The following is a 14,817-nucleotide window of genomic DNA, read 5'->3' on the forward strand; positions in this document are numbered from 1 at the left end:
CGATTTATGGTAATAAAATTCAATTGTGCTGCAATGATCACTATGCTTTAATAAATTTCAGGAATAGTATCAAAAAGATTGAGGGGAACATTTTGAGTACTGCACAGAAATTTTTACTCAGTATCCATGCTTGTTACGGGTTAGCCACAACTATGTCAGGTTTATTCCTGAATCTTTATTTGTGGAGATTGTCGAATGATTTGACCGTGAATGCTTCCTTTATCCTGGTAACCTTCTTTTTTGGGACACTCTCATTTGCAGTTGGTGCCCTGCTGTCTAAAAAGACAGACCGAATCTTTAGTTTTCAGATTGGAATTGCCTTTACAGCTATTTTTTATTTACTTGTGATTATTCTTCAAGAAAAAACCGCAGCTTATCCGATGGTAATCGGGATTCTAAATGGAACCGCTGCAGGATTTTATTGGCTTGGCTATTTGGTGTTGATCTATGACCTGGTGGATAACCAGTCCCGTTCGCAATTCATGGGAAAACAAATGGCCGTATTTGGAGTGGTCAATACATTTGGTCCCGCCTTTGCAGGATTTGTCATTTCCAAATTAAACTTTACTGGCTACAACCTTGTATTTACTCTTTCCTTATTATTATTTTTTACAGGTCTTATCCTTAGCTTCCGGCTGCCAAAGGATACCTCAGCGAAAAAACCTTTGTACCTGCGCTTATTATGGAGATTTAACACCCGAAAGCCAAATTTGAAACCCATGTGGTTCGGATGGATGATTTGGGGTGTTTGTGAAGGCTTGCTGGGATTCTTCCCGACCGTCATTTTGTTTATGAGCGTCAAGAATGAATTCCTAGTCGGAATCAGTTCGATTTTGTTCGGGACCGTTGCTGTCCTTTCCAGCCTATGGCATTCCAAGTACAACCATAGGGAAAGAGAGCCGCATACCTTGTTGATTGTCTGGGTAATGTATTTTGTCGCATGTGTCCCGATGGTACTCAATATGAATATATGGACAGTGTTTATCTTTCTCATCGTAAATGAAATCAGCAAAGCCCTATTAGGCGTCACTTATTTTAGCTTTATGTTTAGAACGATAAAGGATTTGCCGAAATCAGGACTTCGGACCGAATCGATGGTCATGAGGGAGATTATGCTCAATATCGGAAGAATTCTTTCAATTCTCACGTTTATCGTCCTGTACCTTTTTGCACAAGAATTTACCTATTACTACCTGCTCTTTGCGATCTTCATTCAAGGATTGTTGTTCAAGATTATTTCAACAGAAAAGATGGATTTTTTTGTAAAGAAGGATGTAAAAATAAAGCCCTAGATGTAAATTCCTTTTACAGCAACGATCCCATGTTGCTGTTTTTTTATGTACGATTGGTTACTCCAGTCATCTTGCATTGACCTAATAACCTTTTCTTTTTTCATTTCGGTCACTCCAGACATCCTGCATTTACCTAAGCACCTTTCCATTTTTCATTTCGGTCATTCCAATCTCACAAAAATAATTTCCACTTATTTACATAAATCGACAAAGATTTTACTATTCAATCTAGTATAATAGGAGTAGTATTTTATAAAGGAATTAAAAAGCATTGATGAACATCAAATTACTGTTGCTGGACTTCGAATGCTGTGTTTAATGGTAAGCGGGGGGATTTACATGGAAAATGCGATACAAGAAACAAGGGTAGAAATCAAAACAGGAAATTCATTTAAAAGGTTTAAGAATTGGAAGTTCATTACAGCAGGTGTCATCCTAGTTATAGCACTTATTTGTGGTGCAATGAGCTTTTACCAGGCAACTCACTTTAATCCAAAGGCCAAGATTAATGGCATTGAAGTTGGTGGTCTGACCGCGGAGAAGGCGCTGGAAAGATTAGAAACCACTGTTTTAAGTAACGTTGTTTATGTTGGTGAACAACAACTGATAGATGGAAAAGATACGAAATTGGGATTCGCAGAAAATGACCTGCCTGAAGTGAAAACACTGCTTAAAAGTCAGTGGGCATTTTTCCCTAAATTCGAGACGAAAGAGTATACGTTAACACCAAGCAAGCAAGACACCTATCGCAGTGTCGAGTTGAAAGCGGAACTGGAACAAAAACTCATCTCCATGAATCAGAATTTAAAAGCACCTACAGATGCTCAAGTTAAGCTTGTGCAAGGCGAAATTTTGGTTACCAAAGGCAGTAGCGGAGAGCAATATGATATAGAAAGTCTGCTGAAGGACTTCCAAAGTCAGAATTTTTCGAGTGAAATCCATTTAAAACCTGCACTTTTACAGCCGTTAACAGAGGAAAGTACAGCTATTAAGAACGAAAAGAAAAAGCTGGAAGCACTTCTTCAGCATACGGTGGACTATCAGGTACAGGATAAAGTTCATTCTTTAAAGGGCAGCGATTTGATTAAGAATGCTACTGTGACAAAAGATTTGAACATCACAATCGACCCAAGCGATTTGAAAAGTAAAATAGCTGAAATTAATAATGCACAATCGACGTTAGGTAAAAATTTCACCTTTAAGACCCATTCAGGTTCCGAAATATCCGTTAAGGGAGAAGGTTATGGGTGGGCGCTTGATGTCGAAAAGGAAACAGCGCTGGTTCAAGTAGCCTTTGAAAAAGGAGAAAAATCCCTTTCTGCTTCAAATATTCACGGAAATGGCTGGAGCAATGAGGGCTATGGCTATGAAACGACAACAAACAATGGTATTGGCGGTAATTATGCGGAAGTATCCATTGCCGAACAGCGGATTTGGATTTACAAGAATGGTCAATTGGTCCTAACCACAAATGTGGTTACCGGAAAGCATAGTACTGGTGAAGATACATCCAAAGGAGTATGGTACATTCTCTTCAAACGAACACCGTACACACTTAAGGGCAGTGCCGTCGGCAAAGCTGATTATTCCGTTGATGTCGATTATTGGGCGCCCTTTACAAACAGCGGACAAGGATTTCACGATGCTGGATGGCGTACAAACTGGAACGGCAACGCCTATCTTACCCAAGGGTCCGGTGGATGCGTAAACGTATCTCCTAGTGTGATGAAAGCCGTCTATGATAATCTCAATGTCTACGATCCAGTTGTAGTTTATTAGAAAATAAAGATCAGGGAATCGAATGATTTCCTGATCTTTTTTTGTGAAAAGGGGCTAAGCGGTGGTTCTCTCATTCTTCATTCTACAGGCTAAAGTTTGAGAATACCTTTATAGAAGAACTTTAAATTCTTACTTCTAAAAAAAAGGGTGATTACTTCTATGTTTTGGAACAGGGATAGTAAAGAAAACAACTTACCCTTCATTACAAAAATAAGAAATCAGAGAAGTCTCACCTATAAACTGGTTGCTTCTGCGTTAATGAGTTTAATCGCCGCTATATTGCAGAGCGCAGGCGGAATCATCCCTGGAGTAGGTATGCTCATGAGTCCCTTTTCCTCTGCCCCCATCATCATAAGCGTGTTGATTTCCCCTTCCTATGGGATATTGAGCTATATTCTTACCATCTTTCTATTACTGCTCATTCAGCCTTCAGAGCTTATTGTCTTTCCATTTACAACTGGAGCAATGGCCATTGGAATAGGGTTAGGATTAATCCTTTTTAACAAGGTCTGGAAGGTAATTACCTTTTCAAGCTTATTTCTATGTATAGGAATCTGCCTCCTACTCTACCTCCTTCAATTCCCTGTCCTAGGACCATTCTTAATCGAATTTAGCGCATGGAATATCCTCATCATTTACTTCTTTTCACTTGTATATTGTTCAGTATGGATCGTGGGTGGACCATGGGGACGGTTCTGATGGTCTTTTTTTCTAAGCAGTAAGACAATCTACTAAGTCAGTAATACCCATTAATGACCGTAAGAACCGTCCCCACGGACACCCACGGACACATTTTTACTGCACAAATGGGAAAGATAGGAAAAATGCAGGTAGAGAGGGGCTTCTTATGAAAGCAACAGATTTATTGGTTCAGTGCTTGGAAAATGAGGGTGTTGAGTATATTTTTGGCATTATGGGGAAGGAAACTCTTGATTTGATGGATTCATTGTCTAGGTCCAAACAAATTCAGTTTGTTAATGTCCGTCATGAACAAGGGGCCGCTTTTATGGCGGACGTTTACGGTAGATTAGCAAAGAAAGCTGGTGTTTGCTTAGCGACTATTGGACCTGGAGCAACTAATCTCCTGACCGGAATAGCAAGTGCAAATCTCGACCATTCTCCGGTTGTAGCGATTACTGGACAAGCTGGACTTGAACGGCAGCACCAAGAATCCCACCAATATTTAGATATCGTTAAAATAGTTGAACCCGCTACCAAGTGGAGTGTTCAAATTAAGGATTCACAAACACTATCAACCATCATCCGTAAGGCATTTAGAGTCGCACAAATGGAAAAGCCGGGTGCTGTTTTAATTGAATTACCCGAGAACTTAGCGTCTCAAATGATTCCAACCCAGCCATTACCCATCACACCTATTCCTAAAAGTATACCAGTTTCACAAGCTATTGAAGATGCTCGTTCGTTAATTGATCAGAGCCAAAAACCAGTTGTTATATTAGGAAACGGTGTTATACGGCAAGATGCAGTGAAAGAGTTACTCACATTTGTCGAGAATCTAAGTTCACCTGTGATTCATAGTTTTATGGCCAAAGGAATTTTACCTAAAAACCATCCACTGAATTACTTTTCCTTTGGTTTTAACAAAGATGATGTAGCCTTACCGATTATCGAGGAAGCAGATTTATTAATCGTCGTTGGTTTTGATTTGGTTGAAAAATTACCCAAGGACTGGAATAAAAAGAGGCGCCCTATTTTACATATTGACCCACTGCCAGCTGAAATGGACGAGCATTACCCAATTAAAGGGGAATTGGTCGGTGATTTACATGAGACACTCCAAGCACTAAATACTATGGATTTATCTTCTAAACCATGGGTTCCGATTGGAAATCTAAAAGAAAAAATAGAGGATGCCTATCAACTAAATTTAGATGTAAAAGGAAATCAATCCTTATCGATAGAAAATATCCTGACACTTGTCGAAAAATATACAACGGAAGAGACCATTGTCATTTCAGATGTGGGTGCCCACAAGGTATCCATTGCTCGTACCTATCAGCCAAAACAAGCCGGTGGACTCATTATCTCCAATGGATTAGCCTCAATGGGGATTGCCTTGCCTGGTGCCATTGGGGCAAAATTAGCCTGTCCGGATGCACCAGTTATAAGTATTACCGGGGATGGCGGGGCATTAATGAATATTTCCGAATTAGAAACTGCGAAACGATTGGGGTTATCCTTTATCATTATTGTTTTAAATAACTCTGCGCTAAAACTAGAAGAACAAATGATGCAAGAAAAATTTAATCATAGCTTCGGTACAGACTTTAGAAACCCTGACTTTGTGCAGCTAGCTGAAAGCTTCGGAATAACAGCAGTCAGACCCACTCAATTAAACGAGTTTGAACAAATATTGAAGGTTGCATTAAATCAGTCTAATGAACTTACAATGATTGACATTATCCAGTAAAACCCCGGGGACTGTTCTCCTGGTCTTTTGGATTAGAAACCAGAAGAACAGTTCTCTCGGCATTCAGCATTGTTACATAAAGGGCCTCGCACTAACAAACTTCGACATCTACTGACAAGAATCTATCAAAAACCAATAAAAGCGCTTGCATATTTTAAAAATCGTATTATAATACTTGTATACAAGTATTCTTGTATTATAATAAGAGGTGAACTTATGATAGATTCAAAGGAATTTTTATATCCCGAAAAGAGCCTTTCAAAAGCTTCTGCTGGTGAACGTGTAGCATGCGAACTTAGAATGCGTATCATTTCTGGTACGATTGAAAGCGGCTCCATCCTATCGGAAAATAAACTAGCTGCAGATTTTGCGGTGAGCAGATCACCTATTCGTGAATCATTAAAAATCCTAGCAGCTGAAAATCTCATCCGATTAGAAAGAATGGGTGCAATTGTTATTGGTTTAACAGAAAAAGAAATACAAGAGATTTATGATGTCCGGCTTCTAATTGAAACATTTGTGTTTGAACGTATTATCAAGATGGATACGGTTCAACTATCACGAGAACTTAGTAAAATACTAGAAATGATGAAAGTTGCGATAAAGTATCGGGATGCGGACGAATTTGCCCTGCAGGACGTCTTATTTCATGAAACGATTATTCGTTCTATTAACCATGCGCACATGCTGATGATTTGGAATAATTTAAAGCCTGTTATGGAATGCTTAATTCTATTATCGATGCGTTTACGTATAAAAGAAGAGTTTGAGGACTTTACAAGAGTTATAAGAAATCATGAGATTTATATAGAAGCGATAGAATCTAAGAATCGAGACCTCATGCTTGAATCTTTACATCTAAACTTTGATGATGTTCAAGTTCAAGGAACAGTAGATGACCTATGGATTTCACAACAAATGCTGGCTAAAGGAGCTGTGCAAAAAAATGACTAACTACATGTTAGGTGTAGATATCGGTACAACAAGTACCAAAGCCGTACTTTTTACGGAAAAAGGCAAAGTCATTCAGGTAGAGAATCATGGGTATCCACTTTACACACCAGATATGTCTACAGCCGAACAAGATCCGAATGAGATATATCAAGCTGTTTTACAAGCGATTACAAATATTACAAAATATCATTCTGATAAAAAACCATCTTTTATTTCATTTAGCAGCGCCATGCATAGTGTCATTGCCATGGACAAAAACGACCAGCCTCTGACGCCTTGTATCACTTGGGCGGATAATCGCAGTGAAGCTTGGGCACATAAAATAAAAGATGAGTTGAATGGACACGAAATCTATAAGCGTACGGGAACGCCCATTCACCCCATGTCGCCTTTAACGAAACTGGCGTGGATTGTCAATGACCGTCCTGAAATCGCTGTTAAAGCGAAAAAATATATCGGAATTAAAGAATTTATTTTTAAAAAGTTTTTCGACCAATATGTTGTCGATCATTCCCTCGCATCATGCATGGGCATGATGAATCTCCAAAACTTGGATTGGGATGAAGAAGCATTAAACATTGCCGGTGTAACGCGTGATCAATTATCTGAGCTCGTTCCAACAACGCAAGTTTTCCGGAACTGTGACCCTGACATCGCCAAACAAATTGGTATCGATCCACAAACTCCTTTTGTCATTGGTGCGAGTGATGGAGTCCTATCCAATCTGGGTGTCAATGCGATTGGAAAAGGCGAGATTGCCGTCACCATTGGGACAAGCGGTGCGATTCGAACAATTATTGACAAGCCGCAGACGGATGACAAGGGTAGAATATTCTGCTATGCCCTAACCGAAAAGCATTGGGTCATTGGCGGTCCGGTAAACAATGGTGGAATGGTCCTTCGCTGGATTCGGGATGAATTTGCCTCTTCTGAAGTAGAAACGGCGAAAAGATTAGGAATTGATCCATATGAAGTATTAACCAAGATTGCCGAACGCGTACGACCAGGATCAGATGGATTGCTATTCCATCCCTACCTCGCAGGTGAACGGGCGCCATTATGGAATCCTGATGTGCGCGGATCATTTTTCGGTTTAACATTGTCACATAAGAAGGAGCATATGATTCGAGCAGCCCTTGAAGGTGTTATTTACAATTTATACACTGTTTTTCTAGCATTAACCGAATGCATGGAAGGTCCTGTTACCCGAATCCAAGCAACGGGGGGCTTCGCAAGGTCGGAGGTTTGGCGGCAAATGATGTCCGATATATTCGAATCGGAAGTCGTCGTTCCCGAAAGCTATGAAAGTTCATGCCTGGGTGCTTGTATTTTAGGACTCTACGCAACCGGAAAAATCGATTCATTTGAAGTCGTTTCTGAAATGGTTGGCAGCACCTTTACACATACACCAGAAGAAGCTGCTTCAAAAGAATACAGGCAATTGCTGCCAATCTTTATTCATTTATCAAGAGTATTAGAGGAAGACTATTCACGAATAGCTAATTATCAAAGAAAGCTTACAAAACACAACTAGAAAAAGCACGGGGGAACTTAAAATGCCATTAGTAATTGTAGCGTTAGGAATTATCGCCTTACTTATATTGATCATGGGCTTAAAATTAAACACCTTTATTTCGTTAATCATCGTATCGTTTGGGGTTGCGTTAGCCCTTGGAATGCCATTAGAAGAAGTGGTTAAAACCATCGAAGCCGGATTAGGCGGAACACTTGGACATATAGGGTTAATCTTTGGACTTGGAGCCATGCTTGGAAAGTTAATCGCTGATTCAGGCGGTGCGCAGCGAATTGCGATGACGCTTGTGAAAAAATTCGGTGAAAAAAATACACAATGGGCAGTAGTAGTTGCCTCATTCATTATCGGTATCGCGTTATTTTTTGAAGTAGGTTTAGTATTATTGATTCCAATTGTTTTTGCAATTTCACGAGAATTAAAAGTTTCTATCTTGTCACTTGGTATTTCCATGACAGCAGCATTATCTGTCACACACGGTTTCTTGCCGCCGCATCCAGGACCAACGACGATTGCCGGTGAACTTGGTGCCGACATTGGGGAAGTATTACTTTATGGTTTCATTGTTGCTGTCCCTACAGTTATCTTAGCTGGGCCAGTTTTTACAAAGATTGCGAAAAAACTTGTCCCTGAATCATTTACAAAAATGGGCAGCATTGCTTCATTAGGTGAACTAAAAACATTTAAACTTGAAGATACACCTAAATTCGGTATCAGTGTATTTACGGCTTTACTTCCTGTTATTTTAATGTCACTTGCAACGATTATTACCTTGATGCAAAAAACATTGGGCTTTGAAGATAACTCTGTACTAGAAGTCATTCGATTTATCGGTGAAGCTGGTACGGCCATGTTGATCTCGCTATTATTTGCTGTTTATTCAATGGGTATCGCAAGAAAGATTCCAATGAAGGATGTCATGGAGTCTTGTACACAAGCCATTCTACACATTGGTATGATGTTATTAATCATCGGTGGGGGCGGAGCCTTCAAGCAAGTATTAATCAACGGCGGTGTTGGTGACTATGTAGCAGAATTATTCAAAGGGACTGCTATATCACCGATTATCCTCGCATGGGTGATTGCTGCCATTTTACGTATTGCATTAGGATCTGCGACAGTAGCGGCATTAACAACAGCTGGTTTAGTGATTCCAATGTTAGGTCAATCGGATGTTAATCTTGCACTGGTCGTTCTTGCAACAGGTGCTGGAAGTGTCATTCTTTCCCACGTAAACGATGCGGGTTTCTGGATGTTTAAAGAATACTTTGGTTTAAGCATGAAAGAAACATTTGCAACATGGACGTTACTTGAAACGATTATTTCTGTAGCTGGTTTAGGATTTATCTTATTACTAAGCTTATTTGTTTAAAACTTTCAGGGCAGTAAAACCACGAGATAAGGGGTTTTACTGCCTATTCATCTTACATAAAGGGAGTAGAAGTAAATGTTAAATTCAATTGGTGTTATTGGTTTAGGAGTAATGGGTAGTAATATTGCTTTAAATATGGCTAATAAAGGGGAACAAGTAGCCGTTTATAATTACACGAGAGATTTAACGGATCGACTTGTTGAAAAACTTGATGGACAGAGTATTACTCCTTACTACGAAATTCAGGATTTTGTACATTCGTTAGAGATTCCGAGAAAAGTTTTTGTAATGGTTACGGCGGGCAAGGCGATTGATTCAGTGATAGGATCATTAGTACCACATCTTCAAGAAGGCGACGTGATCATGGATGGCGGTAACTCCCATTTCGAAGATAGTGAACGTAGATACGATGAGTTAAAGGCTAGAGGAATTGGTTATTTAGGAATCGGAATTTCTGGCGGCGAGGTCGGGGCATTAGAAGGACCATCTATCATGCCAGGTGGTGATTCAGACGTTTATGAGAAAGCAGCCCCTATTCTTACAAAAATAGCAGCCCAAGTGGACAATGCCCCTTGCTGTGCTTATATGGGTCCAAAAGGTGCCGGTCACTTTGTAAAAATGGTCCATAACGGAATTGAGTATGCAGATATGCAATTAATTGCAGAAGCCTATACTTTTTTAAGAGAAAGGCTGCAATTATCCGTTCATGAAATTTCCGACATCTTTGAAACCTGGAATCAAGGGGAATTGAAAAGTTACTTAATTGAGATTACGGCAGAGATTTTGCGGAAAAAGGATGAAGTAACTGGCTTACCGCTTATTGATGTGATTTTGGACAAAGCTGGCCAAAAGGGCACTGGTAAATGGACCAGTATACAAGCCATCGATAACGGCATCCCTGCATCGATTATTACAGAGTCATTATTTGCCAGATACATCTCTGCTTTAAAAGAGGAACGGGTGCATGCCCAATCGATTCTAACAGGCCCTAAATACGAACAGCCACAATTGGATAAAAATGAGTGGATTGACTACATTAGACAGGCATTATATATGGGGAAAGTTTGTGCCTACGCACAAGGATTCACCCAATATAAAATGACTTCCGAGCTTTTCGGCTGGGAATTACCGTTGAAGGATATTGCGCTGATTTTCCGTGGCGGCTGCATCATTCGCGCAGAATTTCTAAACGTAATCAGTGAAGCTTATCAAGCAGAACCAAATCTGGCTAATCTATTAATCTCTCCATATTTTGCTGAAAAGGTTATTGATTACCAAATGGGCTTGCGAAAAGTGGTATGTGAAGGGATCAATTCTGGTATTTCGTTCCCATGTTTAAGTGCTTCCCTTACCTATTTTGATAGTTATCGAAAAGGCATCTCTAATGCGAACCTTTTACAGGCACAACGTGACTATTTTGGTGCACATACGTATGAACGCAATGATCTAACTGGCATCTTTCACACAAATTGGAATTAAAACTAAGGGGAAGGTTCTCCTGGTCTTTTGGACCAGGAGAACCTTCCCCTCGGCATTTTATGCAGCTTTCTGAATGGAATTGACGTATTCCTTCCCTTTTTTAGAATCAAATCTACCTTCCCATTTAGACATGACGATGGCTGCTAATGAGTTTCCGATTACGTTTACGACGGTACGCGCCATATCTAGGATTCTATCGATTCCTGCGATAAACGCTAGTCCTTCTAGTGGAATACCTACTGTTCCTAATGTAGCCAATAGCACAACGAAGGAAACACCTGGTACTCCAGCAATCCCTTTAGATGTTACCATTAACACTAACATTAAAGAAAGTTGTTGTGAAATACTTAAATCGATTCCGTACATTTGAGCAATAAAGATGGCGGCTAGTGCTTGATAGAGCGTTGAACCATCTAGGTTAAAGGAATAACCTGTAGGAACGACAAACGAAACAACGTCTTTTGGACAACCGTATTTCTCCATTTTTTCCATCACTTTTGGCAGAACGGTTTCTGAACTAGCTGTAGAATATGCCAAAATCAGTTCGTCTTTTAGTATCTTTACAAGATGTAGTAAACTAGCTCCACATAACTTCGCAATACCACCTAAAATAACAATAATAAAGAAAATCATGGTTCCATAAACACTAATCACTAATTTACCAAGTGGAATGAGAGACTCTACACCAAATTTTGAAACGGTAACCCCGATTAAGGCAAAAACACCAAATGGAGCAAATTTCATAATCTGATTGGTTACCCAAAACATGGCGTCTGCTGTACCTTGGAAGAACGCCAGAACCGGTTTTCCTTTTTCACCGATGGCCGCAATTCCTAAACCAAACATAACGGCAAAGAAAATGATGGCAAGCATGTCCCCTCTTGCTAAAGCATCAATGATATTACTTGGAATAATGTTGACAAAGGTATCGGCAAAACTATGACTAGTTGCTTCACTTGTTGCATCCACATACTTTTGAATATCACCTTTTGCCAGTTTAGACATGTCCACGCCTACTCCAGGCTTGAATATATTCGCCGCAAATAATCCTACAAGAATTGCGATGGTTGTAACAATTTCAAAATAAAGAATGGTTTTCCCACCGAGTTTTCCTAACTTTTTCATATCCCCGGTTCCTGCAACCCCAATGATAAGGGTAGAAATAACGATAGGAACGACAATCATTTTTATCAAACGGATAAAGATATCCCCGATTGGCTGTAAATAGGTACTAACGGCAGGGTTTCCATAAAAAATAGCCCCAACGATAATCCCCAAAACCAAACCAACAAGAATTTGATAAGCTAAACCAAACTTGATCTTTTTCATCAAACAACCTCCCCATATTTTTATGAAAGCGCTTCATTGAATTCTGTAAATTATAAAATGTATTGTAATAATACGGGTAACCTATTGAATCCTACAGAATCCGACATGACTGAAAAGATTCGTAATCTAATTTTAATCTTATAAAAAAAATCCCTTCTCTTATGTAGAGCAAGGGAAAGGGATTCTTTTATGAAGGTTGATTAAATTTTTCGACCGTATCAAGGTATAAGACTTGAAGGAACTTTTTTATGTTAACTTTTACTTTCGATGCAGAATGATTAGTTGAATCTACTTCTTTCATCCGCACCCTTATTTCCTGAAAATCGAAATACCGGGGGGCATAATATTCAAATTTTGGGTTGGTATAATCAAAGTTTCCTAACGAAGCTAAGTTGTTAAGTGCTGCCAAAATGGCTCTGCGGATACGTTGTTCGATTGATTTCGTCTCTTTTTTAACATCCTTTTTGGAACTGCAAATGTTTTCGTATAATTCTTTTAGAGGGGGCAATAATGCAGCGGAATCCTTCCGATTCATTAGAAATTCCATGATCAATACCATATCCTCACTACCTGCTTCGCCGATAATTCCCATTTCATTTAAAATAGAGTGGACAATTTCTTTTACACTCCGTTGTTTTGGCGCCATCCCCTCTGCACCGACGTATGCCAGTGATTCACGGATGGTCATTAATGATTGTTTAAGGCGAGCTTGCTCTGCTGTTTTTTTCAGAATGCTTTGGACTTCTAACCGATTGATGGGTTTATGAATAAAGAACTCAATCCCCTTTTCATAGGCTTCCCCCACCATCTCCTTGTTAACAACTTGAGAAATCATGATGAATTGTCCTTGAAACCCTTGCTGCTTGAGACTTTCAATGGTTTCGATTCCGTCTAGTTTTGGCATTAAAAAGTCGATTAAAACAACATCTGGATGGATGGAAAGGATAGATGAAAGTGATTCAACCCCAGACCCTGCTTCGCCAACTACAACTCCAAGATTGCCCTCTAAAATGATTTTCTCCAGCATTCTACGGCTTGCTGAATCATCGTCTACAATAAAATAGCGCATGGTCCTTTACCTCTTTCTAATGTTTTCAGCAGGCAGCAAAACCCGAAAGGTCGTACCTTCATTCGTCTGTGATTCTACGTCAATTTTCCCTTGAAGCGTATGTACAATTTCATGGACATGTGAAAGACCAATGCCTGTTGCCGCAACTCCATGGTCATTGAATTTAGTGGTATAGCCCGGTTCAAAGATGATGGATAAATCCTTCTCTGGAATTCCATTACCAGAATCTTTTATGATGAATAAAATGAACTCCAATTCTTCCTTTATTTCAATATCAATTTTTCCCTTTTCTGCGATGGCTTCAACACCATTAGCAGTCAGATTATTTAATAAAGCGAGCAGTTGGATATGTTGGTGAGTAATAAAATCAATGGTCATTTTTAAATTTATCGTAATTTTCTTCCCTAGCATGGCACTATATTTTTCATTCGCTGAAACCACGAATCCTAAAACATCAGAAAGAAAAAGTTCATCGTTCCCTTTTTCGATGGTTATTTTAGTCAGACCCGAAAGAATCCGTTGTGAATCTTTTTTCACTTCATGTATTTCTTGTGCGATGAGCAAGGCTTGTACACTCAATTCAGGCTGATTGCTTTTCTTTAATTTTCGATATAATTCATGGCTGGATGCCGTAATTTGTTCAATATGATTCAGTAGTTTCTGTAAATAGAGAGTCTCTGAATATAATCCCGAACCCACTTCGAGCATTTCCTGCATTCGCTTTTTTTGTTCCGAAACCGTGATGGAGCTGTATATCCCCACAACAAAGTAACTCCGCAGTAAGGCTACTGCAATTAATAATGCCCAGTCCCGAAAGCCTAAATCTGCATGGTCTAGGAACAGAGTGCGCATGATATGCTCAGCTCCGTTTCCGATAATTTCCATTCCTGCAGCAATCGAGCCAAGAAGAAGCGGAAACGTTTTGTATTTCTCTATTTGAAAGATGCTAAGCCCCAGCGCAAATAGGAAGTAAAACAGAAAGGCCGGCAGATTTTGCCTGATGCTTGCCAAGATAAAATCAGGCTGGACCATGATATCTGCTAGACTCCGAAAGCAAACGACAAACAAACCAGTGAAAAACCCCGTTCGAACCAAGGAAGCTGGAGGATGTATAAGTATAATGAGAAAAAAAGTAATACTCCCTAACCCGAAACGAAACGCCTCTCCATTGAACGGAGTCACTTTGATTTCACTAGCGAGGGCCGTTAAAAGAGCCGTAAGAAGTAAAGACATCCATCTAGACTTAGTAAAAAACAACTTAAAAAAAGAATAGGAAGAAAACATTGAGGACTCCTCTAGATTAATTGAACACAATAAGTATTTTAGACAAAAAAGAGAGGCTAGACAAGGGGAATGGGACCGTGGGTGGACCGTGGGGACGGTTCTGATGGTCTTTTTTTAATTGGTTACTTGTTACAAGGAGACACGTTCCGGGTAACTATGGCCATAGAAATGACCAGGAGAAGAACGAAATCGCTCCGCGATGGCTCTTTGGAAAATTCCTTATCCCTAAAAATGAATAAAAATAAAAAAGTATGTCTATCGTAGTATTGTTCAATCGCCAAACCAAACAATCTACGG

11 protein-coding genes are annotated in these 14,817 nt (G+C 39.6%); 8 read left to right on the top strand and 3 right to left on the bottom strand.

What is annotated here, in order from left to right:
* The first annotated feature begins 92 nt into the window (after positions 1-92).
* The 8 genes from M3189_RS25995 to gnd all read left to right on the top strand — a co-directional run bounded on the left by M3189_RS25995 (position 93) and on the right by gnd (position 10,838).
* Complete coding sequence (locus tag M3189_RS25995; protein ID WP_251639603.1) at positions 93-1,292, top strand: MFS transporter; 1,200 nt, start codon at positions 93-95, stop codon at positions 1,290-1,292.
* Positions 1,293-1,631: 339 nt separating this feature from the next.
* Complete coding sequence (locus tag M3189_RS26000; RefSeq protein ID WP_251639605.1) at positions 1,632-3,071, top strand: L,D-transpeptidase family protein; 1,440 nt, start codon at positions 1,632-1,634, stop codon at positions 3,069-3,071.
* Positions 3,072-3,230: 159 nt separating this feature from the next.
* Positions 3,231-3,770 carry a hypothetical protein gene (locus tag M3189_RS26005; protein WP_251639612.1) on the top strand — a complete coding sequence of 180 codons (540 nt, stop codon included), beginning with the start codon at positions 3,231-3,233 and terminating at the stop codon, positions 3,768-3,770.
* Positions 3,771-3,918: 148 nt separating this feature from the next.
* Entirely contained in the window at positions 3,919-5,502 is a 1,584-nt protein-coding gene (locus M3189_RS26010) for an acetolactate synthase large subunit (RefSeq protein ID WP_251639614.1), read from the top strand.
* A 216-nt stretch (positions 5,503-5,718) separates the two neighbouring features.
* Positions 5,719-6,456, top strand: coding sequence for a GntR family transcriptional regulator (locus tag M3189_RS26015; RefSeq protein WP_251639616.1), 738 nt, complete (start codon positions 5,719-5,721; stop codon positions 6,454-6,456).
* Positions 6,449-7,990, top strand: a complete 1,542-nt coding sequence (gene gntK, locus M3189_RS26020) for a gluconokinase (protein WP_251639618.1) — start codon at positions 6,449-6,451, stop codon at positions 7,988-7,990. The genes M3189_RS26015 and gntK overlap by 8 nt, the downstream gene beginning before the upstream one ends.
* A gap of 22 nt (positions 7,991-8,012) precedes the next feature.
* Entirely contained in the window at positions 8,013-9,359 is a 1,347-nt protein-coding gene (locus M3189_RS26025) for a GntP family permease (protein WP_251639620.1), read from the top strand.
* A 75-nt stretch (positions 9,360-9,434) separates the two neighbouring features.
* The gene (gene gnd, locus M3189_RS26030; RefSeq protein ID WP_251639622.1) at positions 9,435-10,838 is read left to right on the top strand and encodes a decarboxylating NADP(+)-dependent phosphogluconate dehydrogenase; all 1,404 of its coding nucleotides are present in this window, start codon (positions 9,435-9,437) and stop codon (positions 10,836-10,838) included.
* Positions 10,839-10,895: 57 nt separating this feature from the next.
* On the opposite strand, the gene M3189_RS26035 is transcribed toward gnd, so the two are convergent.
* The 3 genes from M3189_RS26035 to M3189_RS26045 all read right to left on the bottom strand — a co-directional run bounded on the left by M3189_RS26035 (position 10,896) and on the right by M3189_RS26045 (position 14,469).
* On the bottom strand, positions 10,896-12,167 hold the full coding sequence (locus M3189_RS26035; protein ID WP_251639624.1) for a cation:dicarboxylate symporter family transporter: 1,272 nt from the start codon (positions 12,165-12,167) through the stop codon (positions 10,896-10,898).
* 187 nt (positions 12,168-12,354) lie between these two features.
* Positions 12,355-13,236, bottom strand: a complete 882-nt coding sequence (locus M3189_RS26040) for a response regulator (protein ID WP_251639626.1) — start codon at positions 13,234-13,236, stop codon at positions 12,355-12,357.
* Between the two features lie 6 nt (positions 13,237-13,242).
* Entirely contained in the window at positions 13,243-14,469 is a 1,227-nt protein-coding gene (locus tag M3189_RS26045) for an ATP-binding protein (protein ID WP_251639628.1), read from the bottom strand.
* Between the last annotated feature and the right edge of the window lie 348 nt (positions 14,470-14,817).

Origin of the sequence: Neobacillus niacini, from assembly GCF_023715415.1 — a bacterium.
GTDB lineage: Bacteria > Bacillota > Bacilli > Bacillales > Cytobacillaceae > Neobacillus > Neobacillus niacini_C.